Source organism: Pseudarthrobacter sp. NIBRBAC000502772, assembly GCF_006517235.1.
GTDB lineage: Bacteria > Actinomycetota > Actinomycetes > Actinomycetales > Micrococcaceae > Arthrobacter.
In genome coordinates this window covers 1471939-1493730 of the sequence record NZ_CP041188.1, presented here as the reverse complement: position 1 = coordinate 1493730, position 21792 = coordinate 1471939, and the positions used below count along the sequence as shown (strand labels likewise).

General features: G+C 66.4%; 16 protein-coding genes. 9 read left to right on the top strand and 7 right to left on the bottom strand.

The features are described from left to right. Nucleotides 1-52: 52 nt before the first annotated feature. A complete protein-coding gene (locus NIBR502772_RS07090) occupies nt 53-1243 on the bottom strand; it encodes a serine hydrolase (RefSeq protein ID WP_168223499.1) in 1191 nt (396 codons plus the stop codon). 211 nt (nt 1244-1454) lie between these two features. Between NIBR502772_RS07090 and NIBR502772_RS22585 the strand changes: the two genes are divergently transcribed. Next, the gene (locus NIBR502772_RS22585; protein WP_210412399.1) at nt 1455-1907 is read left to right on the top strand and encodes a DUF6457 domain-containing protein; all 453 of its coding nucleotides are present in this window, start codon (nt 1455-1457) and stop codon (nt 1905-1907) included. Here the strand turns inward: NIBR502772_RS22585 and NIBR502772_RS07080 are convergent. Next, nucleotides 1799-4102: an FdhF/YdeP family oxidoreductase gene (locus tag NIBR502772_RS07080; RefSeq protein ID WP_141139639.1), complete on the bottom strand. Its 2304-nt coding sequence runs from the start codon at nt 4100-4102 to the stop codon at nt 1799-1801. The two genes, NIBR502772_RS22585 and NIBR502772_RS07080, sit on opposite strands and share 109 nt — an antisense overlap. Before the next feature lie 136 nt (nt 4103-4238). Between NIBR502772_RS07080 and NIBR502772_RS07075 the strand changes: the two genes are divergently transcribed. Next, nucleotides 4239-5435: a TerC family protein gene (locus NIBR502772_RS07075; RefSeq protein ID WP_141139638.1), complete on the top strand. Its 1197-nt coding sequence runs from the start codon at nt 4239-4241 to the stop codon at nt 5433-5435. 191 nt (nt 5436-5626) lie between these two features. Further along, nucleotides 5627-9301, top strand: coding sequence for a bifunctional RecB family nuclease/DEAD/DEAH box helicase (locus NIBR502772_RS07070; protein WP_246848780.1), 3675 nt, complete (start codon nt 5627-5629; stop codon nt 9299-9301). 43 nt (nt 9302-9344) lie between these two features. On the opposite strand, the gene NIBR502772_RS07065 is transcribed toward NIBR502772_RS07070, so the two are convergent. The 4 genes from NIBR502772_RS07065 to NIBR502772_RS07050 form a co-directional block, all read right to left on the bottom strand. After that, nucleotides 9345-9689: an acylphosphatase gene (locus NIBR502772_RS07065; RefSeq protein ID WP_141139637.1), complete on the bottom strand. Its 345-nt coding sequence runs from the start codon at nt 9687-9689 to the stop codon at nt 9345-9347. 5 nt (nt 9690-9694) lie between these two features. After that, on the bottom strand, nt 9695-10240 hold the full coding sequence (locus tag NIBR502772_RS07060) for a YceI family protein (protein ID WP_141139636.1): 546 nt from the start codon (nt 10238-10240) through the stop codon (nt 9695-9697). 156 nt (nt 10241-10396) lie between these two features. After that, a complete protein-coding gene (locus NIBR502772_RS07055; protein ID WP_141139635.1) occupies nt 10397-11308 on the bottom strand; it encodes a glycosidase in 912 nt (303 codons plus the stop codon). A gap of 240 nt (nt 11309-11548) precedes the next feature. After that, on the bottom strand, nt 11549-12718 hold the full coding sequence (locus NIBR502772_RS07050; RefSeq protein ID WP_246848718.1) for an adenosine deaminase: 1170 nt from the start codon (nt 12716-12718) through the stop codon (nt 11549-11551). 48 nt (nt 12719-12766) lie between these two features. On the opposite strand from NIBR502772_RS07050, the gene NIBR502772_RS07045 reads away from it, so the two are divergent. Then, the gene (locus tag NIBR502772_RS07045; protein ID WP_141139634.1) at nt 12767-15370 is read left to right on the top strand and encodes an excinuclease ABC subunit UvrA; all 2604 of its coding nucleotides are present in this window, start codon (nt 12767-12769) and stop codon (nt 15368-15370) included. A 217-nt stretch (nt 15371-15587) separates the two neighbouring features. After that, nucleotides 15588-16262, top strand: coding sequence for a transglycosylase family protein (locus NIBR502772_RS07040; protein WP_141139633.1), 675 nt, complete (start codon nt 15588-15590; stop codon nt 16260-16262). Between the two features lie 196 nt (nt 16263-16458). Here the strand turns inward: NIBR502772_RS07040 and NIBR502772_RS07035 are convergent, their stop codons facing one another. After that, nucleotides 16459-17061 (bottom strand): hypothetical protein, encoded by a 603-nt coding sequence (locus NIBR502772_RS07035; protein WP_141139632.1) that lies wholly within the window; start codon nt 17059-17061, stop codon nt 16459-16461. A 189-nt stretch (nt 17062-17250) separates the two neighbouring features. Here NIBR502772_RS07035 and NIBR502772_RS07030 point away from each other — a divergent pair, with 189 nt between their 5' ends. From NIBR502772_RS07030 to NIBR502772_RS07015, 4 genes are all read left to right on the top strand, one after another. Further along, on the top strand, nt 17251-18165 hold the full coding sequence (locus NIBR502772_RS07030; protein ID WP_141139631.1) for an MSMEG_6728 family protein: 915 nt from the start codon (nt 17251-17253) through the stop codon (nt 18163-18165). A gap of 119 nt (nt 18166-18284) precedes the next feature. Then, complete coding sequence (locus NIBR502772_RS07025; protein ID WP_141139630.1) at nt 18285-19187, top strand: nuclease-related domain-containing protein; 903 nt, start codon at nt 18285-18287, stop codon at nt 19185-19187. Nucleotides 19188-19235: 48 nt separating this feature from the next. Beyond that, nucleotides 19236-20096, top strand: coding sequence for an SDR family oxidoreductase (locus NIBR502772_RS07020; RefSeq protein ID WP_141139629.1), 861 nt, complete (start codon nt 19236-19238; stop codon nt 20094-20096). A 208-nt stretch (nt 20097-20304) separates the two neighbouring features. Continuing rightward, a complete protein-coding gene (locus NIBR502772_RS07015) occupies nt 20305-21756 on the top strand; it encodes an HNH endonuclease signature motif containing protein (RefSeq protein ID WP_141139628.1) in 1452 nt (483 codons plus the stop codon). Nucleotides 21757-21792 lie beyond the last annotated feature (36 nt).

Sequence of the window (21792 nt, the reverse complement as noted above, 5' to 3'; positions counted from 1 at the left end):
CGGCTTCTCGTACAGCCTAACCTCGGTACCCCCGCCGTTATTTCGTCTCCCGCTAACAGGCAAGGTTGAGCGCGTTCACGGCTGCTTCGGCCATCTCGAGCGACCGCCAGTCTTCGAAACCAACCGGGTCCGGGACGGGTTCACGGGCCACCGCCATGGCCACCTGCCGGGACCCGTCTGCGCTGATCAGCGCGAGTGCCGCGTATCCCCGCACCACACCGACATGGCCGAAATAGTCGTTGTTGGAGCACTCGTCGTACTGCCTCACAAGGCCAAGCCCGAACGTTTCGTACTTCGGATGATGCATCTCCTGCACGCTTTGGAGCGTCAGCAGGGTCCCTTTCTGCAGGGCGGCGAAATAGGTGTTGAGTTCCGGGACGGTGGAAATCATCCCGGTGTCGGGGGAACCGTTGTGGAACGGAACTAGGGCCTTGTCCTCCAGCTCGCCGGTTTCCGTCCGCGTGTAGCCGTGGAGCATCCGCTGCGGGCCCGGCTCCTCCCCCGTCATCAGGGTGTCCTGCAGCGCCAAGGGCACCACGTTGTCGTCGTGAATGACCGCTCCGATGTCCTTGCCCCGCAGCTTCTCGACGAGGAGGGCTAACGCCGAATAATTCGTGGCGGAGTAGCTGTACAGGCTGCCCGATCCGCCGGTCCAGGGCATGCCCGCAACGAACGACACACGTTGTTCATGGGTGAAGGGCCCGTCACCCATGTGAATGGGCGATACCCAATAGTCGGGCATCCCGGACCGGTGGCTGAGGAGGCTGCGTATGGTGATGGGTCCAGGCGGCTTGATGACGTTCTCGAAGTCCGGCAGGTACTTCTGGATAGGGTCATCCAGCTGGACTTTTCCTTCCTCCACCAGCTTCATGACGGACACCGCCACCATGGTGGTGGTGATGTCGCCGATATGGGTCTGGTCCGTCAACTGCACGGGTTCCTGGGTTTCAAGGCTGCGGACGCCTTCGGCCGAGGACCATTCGCCCAGCCTTGACTTCAGCTGGATGATGACGGCCGTCGCTCCCCCTGCACGCATTTCCGCGCTGTACTTTTCCAGCACTCCCACAAAAGCCCGCGGCGCCCGGGCAGTGGCGGACGCCGCCGTCGTGGATTGAACAGTCGGGGACTGCTGATCTGGCGGATCCGGGGCGCCGGTGCAGCCTGCGAGCGAGGCCACCAGCGCGGCCGCTGCCACGGCGACCGCAAGGCCGAAGGAGCTGAAACCATGAGCGGCTGCCTGCATCCCACGTCCCTTCACGGGGCCGGTCAGCAACTGAACTCCCAAGAGACCGCCAGCTGCCCCGGCACCTTCGATATTCCTCAGGGCAAACCGGAGTGTCAAGGACGCTGCCGCAGCCGGTGACGCAGCCGCCCAGGCCTTGTAGTGTCGTGGGCAATGGGCAAGGACTCCCCCTGCCGCCCACCAGCAGCGAACCGGCAACCTAGGAGCGAACATGACTGTTGACGAGAACGAAGCCCAGGTCCTGGACCAGTGGACCCAGCGACTGGCCCAGGCACTGCAGATCCTGGACCTGGAGGTGGATCAGGAACTCCTCCTTGACCTGGCCAGGAAGTCTGCCGGCTCGGTGATCCATGCGGCTGCACCGGTCACCACGTTCCTGGTGGGTTACGCCGCAGGGCTCGCCGCCGGCAACGGCAGCGCCGGATCCAAGGAAAAGTCGACGGCGGCAGTCACCCAGGCGGCCGACGTCGCCTTCCGGCTGTGCGAGGACGGGCACGACGGCGGCCCGGCGGCTGGGGCTGGGCGGACACCGGTCAGTAGCGGGTTTCGACATGCTCAACCACCGGCTACGGGCTCCAGCCGGACGATCACTTCCTTCGACGCCGGCGTCTGGCTGCCCTCGGCCACGCTGTCCAGCGGCACCAGCACGTTGGCCTCAGGGTAGTAGGCTGCCGCGCAGCCGGCCGCCGTGGGGTAGGAGACCACCCGGAAGTTCCGCAGCACCCGCTCCACGTTGTCCTGGTACACGCCGTGGATATCCACGTGCTGCCCGTCGCCGAGTCCCAGTTCGGCGAGGTCCCCGGGGCTGACGAACACCACTTCGCGGCCCTTCTTGATGCCCCGGTAGCGGTCGTTGTTGCCGTAGATGGTGGTGTTGAACTGGTCGTGCGAGCGCATGCTCTGCAGGATCAGTGTTCCGGCCGGCCGCTCCATATGTTCGAGCTCGTTGACGGTGAGCATGGCCTTGCCCGTCGGGGTGGTGAACGTCCGCGAATCCCGTGGCCCGTTCGGGAGCACAAAACCGCCGTCCTGCCGGATCTTCCCGTTGTAGTCCTCGCAGCCGCTGACCACGTGCGAGATGTGGTCCCGGATGAGGTCGTAGTTCTTCTCGAACCCGGCCCAGTCCGCCTGCACGGAGTCACCCACCACTTTTTGGGCCAGCCTGCTGACGATTGCCACTTCGGACAGCAGGCCCGGCGCCACCGGCTCCACCGTCCCGTGTGAGGCATGCACGGCGCAGACCGTGTCCTCCACGGACACAAACTGCGGACCCGATTCCTGCATGTCAATCTCCGTGCGGCCCATCGTGGGCAGGATCAGCGCCTCGGCGCCGGTGACCGTGTGCGAGCGGTTGAGTTTGGTGGAAATCTGGACCGAGAGCTCGGTGTTCTCCATGGCCGCAAACGCCGCGTGGGTGTCCGAAATGGCTCCCACGAAGTTACCGCCCATGGCCACGAAAACCTTGATGCCGCCGTCGCGCATTTGCCTGATGGTTTCGACGGCGTCGACGCCGTGTTCGCGCGGCGGTTCGAAGCTGAATTCCTTGCCGAGGGCGTCCAGGAATGCCGGCGGCATCTGCTCCCAGATGCCCATGGTGCGGTCGCCCTGGACGTTGCTGTGACCGCGGATGGGAGAGGCTCCCGCGCCGGGCTTGCCGATGTTGCCCCGGAGCAGCAGGAGGTTGATGATCTCCTTGATGGTGGCCACGCCCTTCTTGTGCTGGGTGATGCCCATGGCCCAGGTGATGATCACCTTCTCCGCCCTGAGATAGCGGTCCGCGAGCTCGTCGATATCCTCGGTCCGCAGGCCGGTGGCCGCCAGCACGGCAGCTTCGTCCAGCTGGGAAAGGTGCTCGCGAAGCTCCTCCAGACCTTCGCAGTGTTCGGCGAGGAACGGGTGGTCCAGCACCGTGCCCGGATTCGCAGCTTCGGCGTCCAGGACCCGCTTGGAGACGGCCTGGAGCAGGGCCATATCCCCGCCGATGCGGACCTGCAGGAACTGGTCGGCGATCTCCGTGCCGCGGCCAATGATCCCCTTGACCTTCTGCGGGTTCTTGTAGCGCATCAGGCCCGCTTCCGGCAGCGGATTCACGGCCACAATGTTGGCTCCCGCCTCCTTGGCTTCCTCCAGCGCGGTCAGCATCCGAGGGTGGTTGGTGCCCGGGTTCTGGCCCATCACGATGATCAGGTCCGCCTTGGCGAAGTCATCGTAGGAGATGGTGGCCTTGCCGATGCCGATGGTCTGGCCCATGGCCCAGCCAGAGGACTCGTGGCACATGTTGGAGCAGTCCGGCAGGTTGTTGGTCCCGTAGGCCCGGACAAACAGCTGGTAGAGGAACGCGGCCTCGTTGGAGGTTCGGCCGCTGGTGTAGAAGGCGGCCTGGTCCGGGCTCGGCAGCCCCTTGAGCTTGTCGGAGACGATGGTGAACGCCTGCTCCCAGCTGACCGGCCGGTAGTGGTCCTCCCCCGCCGGCTTGTGGACAGGCTCGGTGAGGCGCCCCTGCATCCCCAGCCAGTACTCGGACCGCTGCCGCAGGTCACTGACCGGGTTCTCGGCCCAGAATTCGGAACCGATCACCACCGGAGTGGCCTCCCAGGTGACAGCCTTGGCGCCGTTTTCGCAGAACTCGAACGTCTTGCGGTGCCCCGGGTCCGGCCACGCGCAGCTCATACAGTCGAAACCGTCCTTCTGGTTCAGGGCGAGCAGGGTTTTCCCGGTCCTGACCAGGCCCATGTGCTGCACGGCCGGCTCCAACGAGTGGTAGACGCCCGGGACTCCGGCGGCCCACGTCTTGGGGTGGCCGCTGACCTCGATGTCAGCCTCGTTGGCCTCTTCCACGTGCGGGTTCTTGCGTGCCACGTTGCACTCTCCTTGGTTCAAGCCCTCACCGTCAACGCACCGGTTTTCAGCGGTTTGACGGTCCCAGTCCACCCTTGTTCAGGGGGTTATCCAAGTCAAGCAGGACTAACGGCAAACGCCTAGGTAGGGTGGACAGATGGACGTCCCTCCCTTTGTCTGGACCTTGACCATCGCAGGAATCGTGGGCCTGCTGGCCTTCGATTTCTTCTTCCATGTCCGGAAAGCCCACACGCCCTCATTGAAGGAATCGGCCATCTGGTCCTCCATCTACGTGGGGATCGCCCTCCTCTTTGGCCTGGGCGTACTGTGGTTCGGCGGCACCACCATGGGCACCGAGTACTTCGCCGGGTACATCACGGAGAAGGCCCTGTCCGTGGACAACCTCTTTGTGTTCCTGATCATCATGGCCAGCTTCAAGGTCCCCCGCGCGGACCAGCAGAAGGTGCTGCTCTTCGGCATCGTATTTTCGCTGATCGCCCGGACGGCGTTCATTTTCCTTGGCGCCGCTTTGATCAACACCTTCGCCTGGGTGTTCTACCTCTTTGGACTCATCCTGCTGATCACCGCGGGGAACCTGCTCAAGCCCGACGGCCACGACGAAGACGCCGAAGGCCTGGTGGTCAGGCTCGCCAAGAAGTACCTCCCGGCGTCGGCCCATTACGATGGCGACAAACTCTTCACCCAGGAGAACGGCAAACGCGTCCTCACCCCGATGCTCCTGGTGATGTTGGCCATTGGCGGCACCGACATCCTGTTTGCACTGGACTCCATCCCCGCCATCTTCGGCCTCACGCAGAACGTCTTCATCGTCTTCACGGCCACCGCGTTCTCGCTCATGGGCCTGCGCCAGCTCTTCTTCCTGATCGACGGACTGCTGGACCGGCTAATCTTCCTTGCCTACGGTCTCGCCGCCATCCTCGGCTTCATCGGCGTCAAGCTCATCCTGCATGCCCTGCACGAGAACACGCTGCCGTTCATCAACGACGGCGGGCACGTCAACGTCATCGAAGTCAGCACCGGCGTTTCCCTGACCGTGATCCTGGGCGTCCTGGCGGTCACCGTCCTGGCCTCGATCTTCAGCCCCAAAGGCAAGGCCAAGAACGCTGTGTCCGGAGCAAGGCGGCACGCCACCGAATACCTGGACCTCAACTACGAGACGGACATCGCCGAGCGCGACCTGATCTTCGCCAGGATGGTCCGCGAGGAAGACCAAATCCGCAAGCTTCCGGAGAAGTACAAACGGCTCATCCGCAACGAAACCGAATTTATGGACCTCCTCCGCAAAGCCCGCGCCGAGCACGACCAGGCCCAGGTCCGGGCAGCCCAGGAGTAGCCGGGGCCTGATTGTCAGCCCCTCTTGCTAGATTCAAACCAGCGTCAGGGGAACTGTCCTCCGGCCAGGCACGTCAATGGGGAGGCCCCGTGTTTCTGCTCGATCCAGCCAGCGCTGATCCCGGTACTGTTGATCCGCGCCTCGCTGATCCCCGCCGGGCGGATTCCGGTTCCGGCGCGCCGCAGGACCTGGTGTTTTCCGCCAGCGACCTGGTGGCCGCCAGCGAATGTGAGTACCGCACGCTCCGCGTCCTGGACGAGAAACTGGGCCGGACCCCCAAGGCGCAGTTTCCCGACGACGAAATGCAGCGCCGTGCCGGGGCGCTCGGTGACAAGCACGAGGCCAAGGTCCTGGCCGGCCTGATCGCGCAGTACGGCGCTTGGGACGCCAGCCGCGGGGCCGGGGTGTACTCGATCAAGCGCGGGGAAAACACGCGCGGCGAGCTGCTGGCCAAGCACGCCGAAACGGAACTGGCGCTCCGAGCCGGAGCCGACGTCGTTTTCCAGGCAACCTTCTTCGACGGCGAGTTCCTGGGCTACGCCGACTTCATCGTCAACGAGGCCGCCGGCACCGGAAACCCGGGGCGCTATGAGGTCTGGGACACCAAGCTGGCACGGCACGCCAAGGTTGGCGCTCTCCTGCAGCTCGCCGCCTACGGCGACCAGCTCATCGGCATGGGCCTGGACCCGTCGCCCCGGGTCACGCTGGTGCTGGGCGCCGTGGTGGACGGCGATTACGTCCGCAGCCACCACTCCCTGCCGGACCTCCTGCCGGTCTTCCGCGAGCGCCGCGACCGCTTCCGCACCCTGACCACCGCCCACCGGGAGGCCGGTTCTGCGGTGCAGTGGCAACAGCCCGGCGTCGCGTTCTGCGGGCGGTGCAACTACTGCGCCGAGCAGGTCCAGTCCCACCGGGACCTCCTGATGGTGGGCGGCATGACCACTCTCCGGCGGAAGAAACTCATCGCCGATCACATCACCACCATCGACGCTCTGGCGGATCTCCCGCTCAGCAAGGCCACCGGCTCGGTGGCCCGGCTCCGCGACCAGGCCAGGATGCAGCTGGGCCGGGACGTTCCGGACGGTTCCCGCACCTTCGCCAAGGACGGCGAGGAGCACACCGTCACGTTCAAGGTGCTGCCGGAGAACGCCCTGGCAGAGATTCCGAAACCCAGTCCCGGCGACATCTTCTTCGACTTCGAGGGCGATCCCCTCTGGCAGGACCCCGCCACCGGCAAGTGGGGGCTGGAGTACCTGTTCGGCGTCATCGAGGCGCCTGTGTTTGACGGTGACGCTGCTGACGCCCACGCCGCCGACAAGCCCGTGTTCCGGCCCTTCTGGGCGCATTCGCGCAACGAGGAGCGGCAGGCCTTCCTGGACTTCCTCGCCTACGTCGAAGAGCGCCGCGCCAAGTATCCGGACATGCACGTCTACCACTACGCCGCCTACGAGAAATCGGCGCTGCGGAACCTGTCCGTCACGCACCTCGCCGGCGAGGACATCGTGGACAACTGGCTCCGCGACGGCCTTCTGGTGGACCTCTACGCCACCGCCCGGCATTCGCTGCGGATCTCCGAGCCGTCCTACTCCATCAAGAAGCTCGAGCCCCTGTACATGGGAGACAACCTCCGCTCCGGGGACGTGAAGGACGCCGGAGCCTCGGTAGTGGCATATGCCGGTTACTGCGCCGCCCGGGACGACGGCGACGCCGCCACGGCCGCCCACATCCTGGCCTCCATCTCCGACTACAACGAGTACGACTGCCTCTCCACCCTCCGCCTCCGCGACTGGCTGCTTGGCCTGCGCGGGACGTCTGCCTCACGCGCGCCGTCAACCGGAACAGCCGACGACGGCGGGCGGCCGGCGCCGTCCGCAGCTGCTGCCCCGCCACCAATTCCGGAACCCGAACCAACACCGGAGGAGCGCCGCCTGCAGGCCTACCTGGCCGGCCTCCCGGACAACCGGCCGTGGACCAACGACGAACGGGCCATCGCCATGGTGGCCGCCGCCACCGGATACCACCGCCGCGAGCGCAAGCAGTTCTGGTGGGAACACTTCGACCGCGCCGAGTCCGAGATCGACCACTGGTCCGAGCACCGCAACGTGTTTGTGGTGGATACCGCGGAAATACTGACCGACTGGGAGCTCGCAAAGCCCACGGCCCGGATGCGCACCCGCACGCTGAGGCTGACCGGAGTCATGAGCGAAGGGTCGGAGTTCAAACCCGGGAGCACCTGGTGCCGGCTCTACGACTCCCCGGTCCCTGATGGCCTGGACGATCCGCTGGGAACCACCACGGGCCGCGGCTTCACCTTTGGCACGCTGGTGACCGCTGTGGAGGACCACCCGCGGGTGGCCGGCCAGACCATGATCACCATCGAAGAACGGGAAACCGGAAAGGTCCCCGCCTACCCGCACATTCCGGTGGCGCTCACCGAGGACCAGCCCATCCGCACCGCCAGCATCGAAGCCGCGCTGGCCGAGCTGGCCCAGAGGGTCGGCGCCTCGGTCCCCGTCCTTCCGGAACACCCCGGGGTCGACATCCTGCGCAAGCTGCCGCCGCGCTTCCAGTCGATGCCGGGTCCCGCCGCCGTCGGCAAGGACGTCGCTGGCGCAGCCGACTACGCCACGGCGATCACCGCCACGCTGCTGGACCTCGATCATTCGTACCTTGCCGTGCAGGGCCCTCCCGGGACCGGCAAGACCTACGTCGGCTCGCATGTCATCGCCCGGCTGGTGGAGCAGGGCTGGAAAATCGGGGTGGTGGGGCAGTCCCACGCAGTGGTGGAGAACATGCTGTGCACCGCGATCGAAACCGCCGGTGTGGATCCGGCGCGGGTGGCGAAGAAGCTGGCCGCCCCGCACCCCGTGCTGTGGCACCGCACCTCAGACGACGACGTCGCCGCGCTGCTCGCCTCCCCCGGCGGCTGCCTGGTGGGCGGCACCGCCTGGACCATGACGGGCAGGTCCGTCCCCGCCGGATCCTTGGACCTGTTGGTCATTGACGAGGCGGGCCAGTTCTCGCTTGCCAACACCGTGGCCGTGGCCCGCGCCGCCAAGCGGCTCCTGCTCCTCGGTGACCCGCAGCAGCTGCCGCAGGTCACACAGGGCTCGCACCCGGAGCCCGTGGACGAGTCTGCCCTGGGCTGGCTCGCTGCCGGGCACGCCACCCTCCCCGGCGAACTGGGCTACTTCCTGGCGGACAGTTGGCGCATGCACCCCGACCTGTGCCGGGCCGTGTCCGTCCTCAGCTACGACGGAAAACTCGAGGCTGCGCCTGCGGCATCCCTCCGCAGCCTCGCGGAACTGCCGGCCGGGGTGGAAACAGTCTTTGTGGACCACAGCGGGAACACGAAGTCCTCCGCCGAGGAAGCTGCCGAGGTGGTCCGTCAGGCCCAGCGGCACATCGGGCTGAAATGGCTTCCCGGCGACGACAAGCCGGCCAGGCCGCTGACCCCGGAAGACATCCTGGCGGTGGCCGCCTACAACGCCCAGGTCCAGCTGATCCGGCAGGCCCTGCACGACGCCGGGCTGCCGGGTGTCCGGGTGGGCACGGTGGACAAGTTCCAGGGCCAGGAGGCGCCGGTGGTCCTGGTGTCCATGGCCTGCTCCGCGGTTGCCGAGGCTCCGCGCGGGGCCGAATTCCTGCTGAACCGGAACCGGATCAACGTGGCCGTGTCGCGGGGCCAGTGGCGGGCCGTGATCATCCGCTCCCCCGAGCTCACGAATTACATGCCGGCCAAACCGGCCGGCCTCGAGGAACTTGGCGCTTTTATCGGCCTAAGCGCGGGTATCCACAGTGTGCTTACTCACAGCCGCGCAACACCCCAGGCGGCGCCGAAGAAAACGTCACCAACCTCCGCATAGCCCCCGGGCAGGGGCTGGCGGGGAGCCTGTCAGCGGGGCCCTCTCAGCGGGCCCTGAAATCGCGGAACGATCCATCGGCCGCGGAGATGGACTCCTCCACGCGTTCCACCCGGCCGGGGGCTTTCTCCGACCTCAGCCAGTCCAGGAGCTTTTGGATCTGCTGCTCAGGCCCCTCAGCCACGATGGACACCGAGCCGTCGTCGAGATTCCTCACCACACCCTTGAGGGCCAGTTCGTCGGCCTTGCCCATCGTCCAGAAACGGAATCCGACCCCCTGCACCACGCCAAAGACGCGGGCAGAGAGCCGGATATCGCCGTTATCCCGGCGCAGATTATCCCGGCCAGGGTTGTCCCGGCCGGAGTCATCGCGGCGCCAGGAAAAACTCATGGCAGTCAGGACTGCTTAACCAGCGCAGCTTCGACGTTGATCTTCACCTTGTCGCTGACCAGCAGGCCGCCGGCTTCCAGTGCGGCGTTCCAGGTCAGGCCGAACTCCTTGCGGCTGATCTCGCACTCCGCGGAGAATCCTGCGCGGGTGGCACCAAAGGGGTCCACAGCTACCCCGGTGAACTCGACCTCCAGCTCCACCGGCTTGGTGATTCCGCGGATGGTGAGATCGCCCGTGAGCGTGTAATCCTCGCCGTCGCCCTCCACCGCGGTGGCCCGGAACGTCATCTCGGGGTACTCCTCCACATCGAAGAAGTCCGCGCCCTTGACGTGCCCGTCGCGGTTGGCGTCGCCGGAATCGAAGCTGGCCGTTTTGACCGTGGCGTGAAGCGAAGCGTCGGCGAGGGATGAGCCAACGCGGGCTTCGGCCGAGGCGTCCGTGAAACGTCCGCGGACCTTGCTGATGCCCGCGTGCCGGACAGTGAAGCCGATCTCGCTGTGCGACATGTCCAGCGTCCAGACGCCCGAGGTAAGGCCTGAAGGTAGGGTCACTTTTACATCTCCTTTGTGGGAAACAGTGCTGTGGAAACCGGCCAGGACGACCGGTTTCCACACTGCTTCACTCCGGAGTTTTTGTCCAGATACTGACCCTAAATCCGCCCGCAGATGCCGTTATCTGGACGAAAACTCAGCAGGCGAGGGGCCCGGTCAGTTGATGGTGATGTCCCGCGTGCGGTGGTCGTAGCGGATGGTGACCGTGCCGCCGTCGTGGTGCAGTTCGTGGTTGGGGCCATCAAACGTGCCGAACGCGCCGTAGTTCTCATCCCACGAGCGGTTCAGGGCGATCTTGAACGTGTACGAGCCGGCGGGCAGGTCGGCGCTGATCTTCCACAGCTGGTCCAGGGCATCGAGCGTCAGCTGGGCCTCGTCGTACTGCGGGGCCCAGTTTTCCGGCGCGCCCAGGATGGTGTTGAAGTCGCCGGCAACCGCCACGGCCCCGGGCTGCGGGAAAGTCTCCACAGCGGGCGCTTCGGCCTTTGCCTTGGGCGCAGCCTTGGTGGCAGCCTTAGCCGCTGCCGTGGGCGCTGCCTTGCGCGAGCGGACCGCCTTGACCACGGGCTCCACGGCGTCCTCGATTGCCTTCGCGGCCTTCCCGACGGCGTCGGCGGCCTTCTTCGCGGGAGTCCGCTTTGCCGGGGCCTTCTTGGCGGGAGCCGCCTTGGCTGCCGGTGCCGCTGCCGCTGCGGGTGCCGGCGCCGGCGGAATGGCGACGTCGGCAGGAACCGGAGTGCCGGCGTCGAGCGCTGTGGCGAAGGAATCCGCATCGGGGAACGCTACCGTGGCGCGCATGCCGTCATCGGTGATGGTCCAGCCGGAACGGCCCTTGACCAGCCAGCCGGCCTTGACCAGCTTGGCCGTGGCGGACGTGAGCGTCTTGTGTCCACGCGGAATGCCGCCGCTGAGCAGCGTGGCCTCGTGATCACTGAACGGCACGCGCGCGGTGGCTTCCGCCAGAACCTCGCCGGCATTGAGTGATCCGCCGGACCAGACGCCTTCCGTCAGGACGTGCAGCACGGTCTTGAGCCGGAGGTCGGTGTTATCTGCGATGGACTTGGCCATGATTCCCCTTGCGTAATGCGATCTGTCACTAGGCATCCTGCCAAGATCCTGTTAAATCGCGCGACTTGAATTGGTTAACTCTTCGTGTCATGACCGACTATGACGCGGATTACAGCACAAGTGAGGCAGGAGTCTCGGCTAGGGGGCTGTTTACTCAACCCTGGAGCGCAAATTCCGGGTATCGCCGGACTCTTCCCGGACGCGCTCGGGCATAAGTGTAGCGAGTGCGAACGCGCGTAGCTACCCGCGGTTCAGTTCGTCCAGAAGCTCTGCTTTTCGCTCCTCGGAGGCGAACGACGAATGGATGGAATTGGCCGCGAGCCGTGACCTGTCGAAGTCTGAAAGGTCAAAAACGGCCTTCAGCTGGGAAAAGTTGTCGTCCACGTACCCACCGAAGTAGGCCGGATCATCCGAGTTCACGGAGACGTTGAGCCCGGCGGCGAGCATGGCCGGCAAGGGATGGCCTGCCAGGGTGTCCACGGCACGCAGCCGGACGTTCGAGAGCGGGCAGACCGTCAGCGGAATCCGGTCCGCCACCAGCCGCTCCACCAGGTCCGGGTCCTCCATGCAGCGGATGCCGTGGTCAATCCGTTCCACTCCCAGGATGTCCAGCGCGTCGATAATGTACGACGGCGGTCCCTCCTCGCCTGCGTGCGCGGTCAGCCGCAGGCCCGCTTCGCGGGCTTTGGCGAACAGCCGCTCAAACTTGGCCGGCGGGTTGCCCACCTCGGCCGAATCCAGGCCGATGGCCGCGATGGGGGCATTCATGGCCAGCAGGCCGTCCAGAACCTCCAGCGCCGATTCCTCGGACTGGTCCCGCAGGAATGCGGCAATCAGCAGGGTGGACATGCCGAAGTCCTCCTGGGAGGTGGCCAGGGCGGAGGCCACGCCGTTGACGCAGGTTTCCAGGCTGACGCCGCGGGACAGGTGGGCCTGCGGGTCCATCATGATCTCCGCGTGCCGGACCCCCACTGCGGCGGCGCGGGCGAGGTAGGCGCGGGTCATATCGGCGAAGTCCCGCTGGGTCTGCAGCACCGCCATGTTGGCGTAGTACAGGTCCAGGAAGGACTGCAGGTCCGTGAACTCGTACAGTCCCCGGAGCTCCTCCAGGCCGGAGTACGGGAGGGTGATGCCGTTGCGTTCGGCCAGTTCGAGGATCAGTTCCGGCTGCAGTGTGCCCTCAATGTGCAGGTGCAGTTCCGCGACGGGGAGGTTCCTGACAGCCGCTTCGGTTTCGGGCAGGTCCGTCTCCGAAGGTTCTGTCCCGGGGAGTTCCGTGTCTGGAAGTTCCGTCCCTGGCACTTCCGTGGCTGGCAGTCCCGTCCCTGGAAGTCCCGTCACGGGCACTTCCGTGGCTGGCAGTCCCGTCTGTGGCAGCGGATCGGCGGCGGTGTCCCGGTTGTTGTCCATCGGGTCAGGATATCGCCCGCCGGCCGGTTCGCGGCTAGAGTCGGATCGATGCGGAACCCTAAACAGGCTGACGATCTTTCCCATCCCACTCCCGGCCATCTGGTGGACGGCTTCGTCCGGGTCCGGGGCGCGCGGGAGAACAACTTGCGGAACGTGGACGTGGATGTGCCCCGCGACGCCATTGTGGCTTTTACAGGGGTGTCCGGCTCGGGGAAGTCCTCCCTCGCTTTCGGCACTATCTACGCCGAAGCCCAGCGCCGGTACTTCGAGTCCGTGGCCCCGTACGCGCGCCGCCTCATCCAGCAGGGCCACAATCCCAAGGTGGAGATGATCTCCGGGCTGCCACCCGCCGTCGCGCTTCAACAGCGCCGCGGTGCGCCCAGCAGCCGCTCCACCGTGGGCACGGTGACCACGCTCTCCAATTCGCTCCGCATGCTGTTTTCGAGGGCCGGCACTTACCCGCCGGGCGCCGAGCAGCTGGACTCCGACGCGTTTTCGCCGAATACGGCGGCCGGTGCCTGCCCTGAATGCCACGGGCTGGGCGTCGCGCACACCGTCAGCGAGGAATCCCTTGTGCCGGACGCGGCGTTGACCATCCGGGAAGGTGCCATCGCGGCGTGGCCCGGTGCCTGGCAGGGCAAGAACCTCCGCGACATCCTCAGCCACCTCGGCTACGACGTGGACGTGCCCTGGCGGAAGCTGCCCAGGAAGCAGCGGGACTGGATCCTGTTCACGGACGAACAGCCCGTTGTGGAAGTCACGCCCGAGCGGGACCGCGTGGCCAAGCCGTACAAGGGGCGTTTCTGGAGCGCCAAAAGCTACGTCCTGCACACCCTGGCGGACTCCCAGAGCGCCGCCATGCGCGAGCGCGTCCTGGCGTTTATGGAGTCCGGCCCGTGTCCGCGCTGCGGCGGCACCGGACTCCGGCCCGAAGCACTCGCGGTCTCCTTCGGCGGCCGCAACATCGCCGACCTCAACGCCACACCGATGGCGGAGCTCGCCGAAATCATCCGGCCCACCGCCGGGCTCAAGGAAGCCGGAACCGCGTCGCGCCGGCGGTCCTCCGGCGAGGAAAACGAGGTGGCAGTGGCCATCACCGCCGACCTCCTGCAGCGCATCACCGTGCTCCTGGATCTGGGCCTCGGATACCTGGCGCTGGGCCGCGTCACCCCCACCCTCTCCCCCGGCGAGATGCAGCGGCTCCGGATCGCCACCCAGCTCAGGTCGGGACTGTTCGGCGTGATCTATGTGCTCGACGAACCGTCCGCCGGCCTCCATCCGGCCGACGCCGAACCGCTCCTGGCGGTCCTGGACCAGCTCAAGGCCTCCGGCAACTCGGTGTTTGTGGTGGAACACAACATGGACGTGGTCCGCCGGGCCGACTGGCTGGTGGACGTGGGTCCGCGCGCCGGAGAAGGCGGCGGCGAGGTCCTCTACAGCGGGCCGGTTGCCGGGCTCGCGGCCATCGAGGCGTCGGTCACCCGGCCCTTCCTGTTCGACGACGGCGGGACGTCCGACGGCAGGACTTCCGACGGCAGGACTTCCGACGGCGGCGAGGCACCTCGTGCAGGCACCGCGCCTCGCGCCGGTCAGGTCCGGGAGCCCGACGGCTGGCTGGAGCTCGCGGGGATCAGCCGGCACAACCTCAAGGACCTGGATGCGCGGTTCCCGCTGGGCGTCCTCACCGCAGTCACGGGGGTTTCCGGCTCCGGCAAGTCCACCCTGGTGACGCATGTCCTCGGCGAAGTTGTGGGATCCGGGCTGAAGAACCACCAGGCTCCGCAGCTATCCGAACCTGATGATGCGGCCCCGGCCACGGCGTTGTCTGTGGGACCGGTCAGCGGCGCGGAACGGATCGACAGGCTGGTCACGGTGGACCAGAAACCCATCGGGCGAACCCCCCGCTCCAACCTCGCTACCTACACTGGCCTGTTCGACGCGGTGCGCAAGGAATTCGCGGCCACGGAGCAGGCCAGGGCACGCGCGTTCGGTGCCGGGCGGTTCTCCTTCAACGTGGCAGGGGGCCGTTGCGAAACCTGCCAGGGCGAAGGCTTTGTGGCGGTTGAACTGCTTTTCCTCCCGGGCAGCTACGGGCCGTGCCCTGAGTGCGACGGGTCCCGCTACAACCCCGAGACCTTGGAGGTGTCGTACCGGGGCAGGAATGTGGCGGAAGTGTTGCGCATGACGGTGGATGCGGCCACTACGTTCCTGGCCGACATCCCGGCCGCGGCCCGCAGCCTGAAGAGCCTCGGGGACGTGGGCCTGGGCTACCTCCGGCTGGGCCAGCCAGCCACGGAGCTTTCCGGCGGCGAGGCCCAGCGCATCAAGCTGGCCACCGAACTGCAGCGTGCCCAGCGGGGACATACCCTCTACCTCCTGGACGAGCCCACCACCGGGCTCCACCCCGCCGACGTCGAACTCCTGATGGCCCAACTCCACGGCCTGGTGGACAGCGGCAACACCGTCGTGGTGGTGGAACACGAAATGGCCGTTGTGGCGGCGGCGGACTGGGTCATTGATCTGGGCCCCTCTGGTGGGGACGCAGGCGGCCGGATCGTCGCCGCCGGAACCGCCGCCAGCGTCGCCCGTTCCCGGCACAGCCGCACCGCGCCGTACCTGGCGGCTGCGCTGCCCCTGCTCGTCACCAGCTGACCACCAGGAATCATCTCGGTTTGATAACGGGCCGGCGATGTCCTAGCGTGAAACGTAAGCCCGCCAAGCGGGCGACATGAATGCCCGGTGCTGCCTCCACCAGAACTGCCCGGCCGGCAGACACCGAAAATTGACCTCTATATCGTCAGGGGCGGGCAGTGGCGCAATAACCTCCGGGGACGGACCGAGCGCTGGTGGCCTTCAGGAGCATCACACCATGAACAACACCACCATTCGTACTGCCGCACGCCGTGGAGTAGCCGTCGCCGCCATTTCCGCGGCCGGCCTTGCACTCTCCGTCACCGCAGCAAACGCGGCCACCGACGGCGCAACCTGGGACTCGCTGGCGCAGTGTGAGAGCGGCGGAAACTGGGCCACAAATACCGGCAACGGCTACTCGGGCGGCCTGCAGTTCAGCGCCAGCACGTGGGCAGCCTACGGCGGCACCGGTTCCGCGGCCGACGCCAGCCGCGAGCAGCAGATCGCCGTGGCCGAACAGATCCAGGCATCGCAGGGCTGGGGAGCGTGGCCGTCCTGCGCCGCGGAGCTTGGCCTGAGCGGCGGAGGGGGCGCGACGGCGGTGACTCCCCAGAGCGCGCCCGTCCAGAGTGCGCCGGTCCAGGCACCCGTGGAGAGCGTGCCGGTCCAGGCGCCTGTGGAGCAGGCACCAGCCGTGCCGGCCGCAACGGATGCCGTGACGGCTCCGCAGCACGCCGCGCCCGTGGAACTGAGTGGCGAGACCTACACGCTGGAGCCCGGCGACACCCTGAGCACCGTCGCCGACAAGCTCGGCGTTGAGGGCGGCTGGCAGAGCCTGGCGGACGCCAACCTGGACACCATTGCCAACCCGGACCTCGTGTTCTCCGGGCAGGTCCTCCAGCTTCCCGCCTAAGCTTCAACACTTTCGGCGGGACCGCCCCTTTCCCCAGGAACGACGGCCCGCGGAAACAACAAAAGCCCGGCAGCAACAACCCCGGGAAACAACGACGCCGGAGCGCCCCTTGCTGGGGAGCTCCGGCGTCGTCCGTTGTTGTGTTCTGAATGGCCGGCAGGGACCAGATCTTCCTGCCGTCCGCGATCCTTGGTGCTTAGGCTGCTGCCTTGGCCGCGGACGGAATCTCGCGGATGATGCGGACCTTCCACGCGGCGTCGTCGCTGGTGTCCAGCAGGGCCACCGTGCCGTGGGCGAGGTTCAGTGCCACACGCTTGGCCGCCAGCAGTTCAAGGTAGAGGTGCTCGTTCATGCGGCTGGGGGTGTCGATCATGTACTTCACGGCGTCGCGGACCTTGCGGTAGTTGGCGCTCTTCTCGCGGTGCAGGTGCAGTTCCAGCATCTGGCGCTGGCGGACCTTGGGCTCGTGCTTGTTGAGCCAGGAGACGGCGAGGTGCACACCGATCACCAACGCGAGGGAGACAGCGTAGATCCACCAGCCGCTGGACATCAGGAACAGGGGCAGGTTGCCGATCGCCACAAGCGCAATCACGATCCGCAGCGCGACGATCCGGCGAAGGGTCAGGGCCACTGAGGCCATCGCCGCACGAAAGCCGTGCTGCTCGTGGCGGGCCGCGGCGGGGTCAAGGGTAAATTCATCAAGGACCAGGATGCCCTTGGCCTCCGGATCAAGCATCTGCCCAAACTTGGGCACAAACAGCTGCGTTGAACCGGCGGTCACTTCAGGTGAAATTGTCATGAGGGGGCTTCCGGGACGGTGGGGCGTTTCGGTGATCTTAGTGGTTAGCGGTATCCGCTGTATGCATCGGTCCACTATGTGAACTATTCCGTTGCCCTGTCGCGGTTGAGGGGCGCTGCCAGGGATCCCGCGCGTGTGGCGCCGGGCACTGCAATTGGCACATCCGCCGCATGCCGTCAGACTGAAGGGATGCAAACCTTCCTTCCGTATCCCGATTTCCGGCAGAGCGCCGCAGCACTGGACACCGCCAGGCTTGGCAAGCAGCGTGTCGAGGCGCTGCAAACCCTCCGGGCTCTGGTGATTCCCGAGTACGGCTGGCTGGACCATCCCGCCGTCCGCATGTGGATGGGCCACGTTCCGGCGCTTACCATGTACGGCCTGGCGATGGTGGACGAATGGACCAACCGCGGCCATGAAGACAACACGCGCGCCAACATCACCGAGTTCGCGCCCCAGGCAGCACACCCGGACTACGCGGCCAAGATCCCGCTGCCGGAGTGGCTCGGAAACCCTGATTTCCACCTGAGCCACCGCGCCAAGCTGCTCCGCAAGGAACCGAAGTTCTACAAGACGGTGTTCCCGGACGCCGACCTGGACCTGGATTTCATCTGGCCTGAGCCCAAGCACGAGTTCTATCCGGCAGAACCCGAGGGCGATATCCTCTGGATCCTCCGCGACCCGCACGCCGAAATCGATCCGCAGACGCTGGATACTGTGGCACTGCCGCCGATCCGCCGCGGCGGCGCTGTTGCGCCCTCCGCCCCTGAGGACGGCTACTCCCCCGTTTACGTCGACGACGGCTCCCGCCGTCCGTCCAAGCAGCCGCGCAAGCTGCCGCCCAAGCAGCTCGTGAAGAAGCCGACCCGGAAGCGCCAGGCGCAGGAGGAAGCTTTCGCCACCCTCCCCGGCAAGACCGCCGTCGCGGTTTCGTTTGAGGACGGCAAAAAGTTCGCCGTCGGGCAGGTGCTGGGCCGTCCCATCACACTCGCCGACGGCCGGTTCGGCCGCACGTTCAGCGTCACCGAGGTGATCGACCGGTCCGCCTTCGATTACCCCGCGCTCCTGCAGGACCCCCGGGTGTTCTTCCCGGTTCCCGCTCCCTGAGTGGCCACGCCGGGGTCTCGTGCCACTGAGGACGCCTAAGCTCCTGCACGCCCGCGCAACTTTTCCCTTACAGTGATCGGTGAGTGCTGGCAGCAAGCACCAACAGCTTGGGAGCGAAAATGGGGGCAGGCGACGGCGCTGCTGAGCAGGCGCGTATTGCGGCGGAACGAGCGGCCAAACTGAGGCGCCAGCTCGACTACGCAGAACGGGCTGAACGGGCGTGGGCCGCGGGTGCCGCTGGTGAAGCCCGGGTTGCCTCGATGTTGGACACGCTTGAGGTCCAGGGCTGGATGGCCCTTCACGACGTGCATTGGCCAGGGCGGCCCAAAGCCAATTTGGACCATGTCTTGGTGGGCCCGGGCGGCATCATTGTGATCGATGCGAAGAACTGGTCCGGCGACATCCATCTCCGGAACGGCGTCCTGCGGCAAAACGGTTACTCCCGTGAGCGGGAAGTCTCCGGGGTGGTAGAGCAGTGCTCAGCTGTGGCAGCCCTCCTGGAACCGCGGCACCGCCGCTACGTTCAAGCGTGGCTGTGCATGGTTGGACAACCTGATCTGCAGGGCACCACCGCCAGCGGTGCGCGGGTCCAGGGCATCGACACCGTATGCCGCGCCATAGGCGCTGTGCCGGCAGTGCTTGATGCGAACACTGTTGAAGCCATTCACCAATTCCTGACCAACATGCTTGCCGGAACCTCAAGTCCACCGCTTCTAACCACTGGAAGTGTTCCGACCGGGCCTTCGGATTTCATGCATGCTGCAGGCCCTGCCACATCCTTGGCACGCTGGCGCACTGCACGTGACCCCTCCGATGACCCGCGCACCATACGCCCTCCAGTTAGCGTTCGACAAAAGCCTGCACGCAGGAAAAGGACGAGCTGCCTGGGGGTGCTCTTCCGGCTGGCACTGGTCATTTTCGCCCTCGGCGTGCTCTCCGGCGTGCTCTCACAACTTTCGCCCCAGCCGCAGAGAGTCCCGGTTCCCACGACAGCGGTAGTTTCCACCCTTCCAGCGCCCTGATCAGACCGCAAATGCGAGTCACGGCGGCGGGAGTGGCAGACTTTCACCATGACGATTCTCTTGGCCGGCTGCGGCGATCTGGGCACTGAAGCGGGCCTGCGCTTCACCGCGGCTGGGCATCGGGTGGTGGGCTGGCGCCGGTCTCCCGAGAAACTGCCCTCTGCCATCGAAGGCGTGGCGGCGGACCTTGGCTCCACGGACCTGCCCATTGTCCCGGCGGACACCACGGCTGTCGTCGTGGCCGTAGCGGCCGACTCACCCACGGAAGCGGCCTACCGTGCCGCGTACGTGGACGGTCTGACGCATGTCCTGGACGCCCTGGAGCGCGACGGCGTGACGCCGCGGCGCGTGCTTTTTGTGTCCTCCACCGCTGTCTACGGGGACGCCGGCGGTGGCTGGGTCGATGAGAGTACGACGGCGGCACCTGGCAGTTTCTCGGGACGTATCCTCCTCGAGGCGGAGGAACTCCTGGTTTCGCGGCTGCGCGGCACTGGTGCCTCGCCTGTTGTGCTGCGGCTGGGTGGGATCTACGGTCCGGGCCGGACTCGGCTGATTGACCAGGTCCGCAGCGGGAATGCCGTGGTTCCCGACGAACCACGCTTTACCAACCGGATCCACCGGGACGACGCCGCTGCGGCGATCGTCCAGTTGGCCACCATGGAAACTATGCCTGCGCCGGTATATGTCGGTGTGGACAACTCTCCCGCTGAACTTGGGGATGTACTGCGGTTTCTGGCCTTGGAAATGGGCTATCCGGAACCGCCCATCGGACCAGCAGGCGAGGCCCGCGGCGGCAATAAACGCTGCAGCAACGCTTTGCTCCGCGGGACCGGGCTCGAGTTCACCTACCCGACGTTCCGGGAAGGGTACCGGGCAGTTCTGGCGCGCACCGCAGTCCGCCACGCGTAGCTTCAGGGCGCGAACGGACACTTGAGGCCCACCGTCACCGACGACCCGCGCGAACGGACGCTTCGGCTCCACCCCGCGCGAGGGGACAGTTGAGGCCCCTCCGCCACCGACGACCCCGCACGAGGGGCCTGATCGTTGCTTCGCTGAGTTATGCACATAGCTCTTCAGCCTCGCCGTTATTGTCAGACCCTCGCGGGATGATTTGGGTATGGATAGCAGAGCGGCTGTGGCGACAGCGGAGGCCCTTTCGGTGTCCTTCGCTGAGCTTGCTGTGGTGCTCCGGGACGGGACCGATTCGAACTGTTCCGGGGACGCTGATCCTATGCGTCGGCGGGCAGATGAATTCCTGGACGGGCTGGCCGAGATCTCACGGCTGGACGCCAAGAGTGCCGCCCTGAAGGCCTGGCTGGCCGCCGGTTACAACAGCGCTGCCGAGGCTTTGGCAGGCCCTGCAACGTCGCCCGAGGACAATACCGGGCAGGAGATGGCCGTAGTCGCTGAGGTCGCGTGCGTCCTAACGGTGAGCGAACGGTCCGCTGGGGCACTGTTGGCCGGGGCCCACCAACTCACCACCAGACTGCCCCTGACCTTATCCGCGCTGCAGGCGGGGACGATTTCGTGGCAGCACGCGCGGATCATGGTCGACGAAACCACCAACCTCGACAGGCCGGGCGCGGCGGCGTTGGAGGCGCATTTCCTGGACCCTCACGTGGTGAATCCGGCACGCGGCCGCGCCGGCGAGCTCATCTCCGGGAGGTTCCGGCACAAGGCCCGGACCTGGCGGGAACGCCATCACCCGGTCAGCATCGAAAAACGCCACATCAAGAGCGCAGCCGACCGGCGCCTGGAATACGCCCCGGACCGCGACGGCATGGCCTGGCTCTCCGCGTACCTCCCCGCGGACCAGGCGGCCGCGATCTGGGACCGCGCCACCACCGCAGCCCGTGCCCTCCAAGGACCGGACGAGGACCGGAACCTCAGCCAGCTCCGCGCTGACACCGTCGCCACCTGGCTCCTCAGTGCCACAGATAATGCGGCCGGGGATATAAATGGGAATGACCGTGTTCCGTCACCGCGGGCTCAGGTTCTTGTTACGGTCCCCGTCCTCTCGCTGCTGGGCCTCACGGACGAGCCGGCAATGCTCGACGGATACGGCCCGATCCCACCATCCACGGCCCGCCACCTGATCGCCGACGGCGCCGAATCCTTCCACCGCGTCCTGACAGACCCCCGCGACGGAGCACCGCTCGAGATCGGGCGGACCAGCTACCGCGTGACGAAAGCCCAACGCCAATGGCTACGGTTACGCGACGGGAAGTGCCCGTTCCCCGGCTGCAGCAACCACTCCCTCGACAACGAAGCAGACCACCTCCTCGCCTGGGCCCACGGCGGCCGTACCGGGATCAGTAACCTCGGCCAGCCCTGCCGCAAGCACCACCGACTCAGACACATCACCGGTTGGAAACCCACCACCGCCACCAAGAACGAACCACCCGGCTGGATATCACCCACCGGACGGCACTACGCCAGCGAACACCCCGACTGGGAACCACCCCACTGGCCAGACGACTTCCAGGCAATGGCCGACGATATGGTCAAATATCTGGCCGAACATCCGGAGCCAGCGATCCCGGGACCGAGTCCTGTCCGAACACCGTGAGCTGGACCGTGACCTCGCAATGCGCGAGCCGTTGCC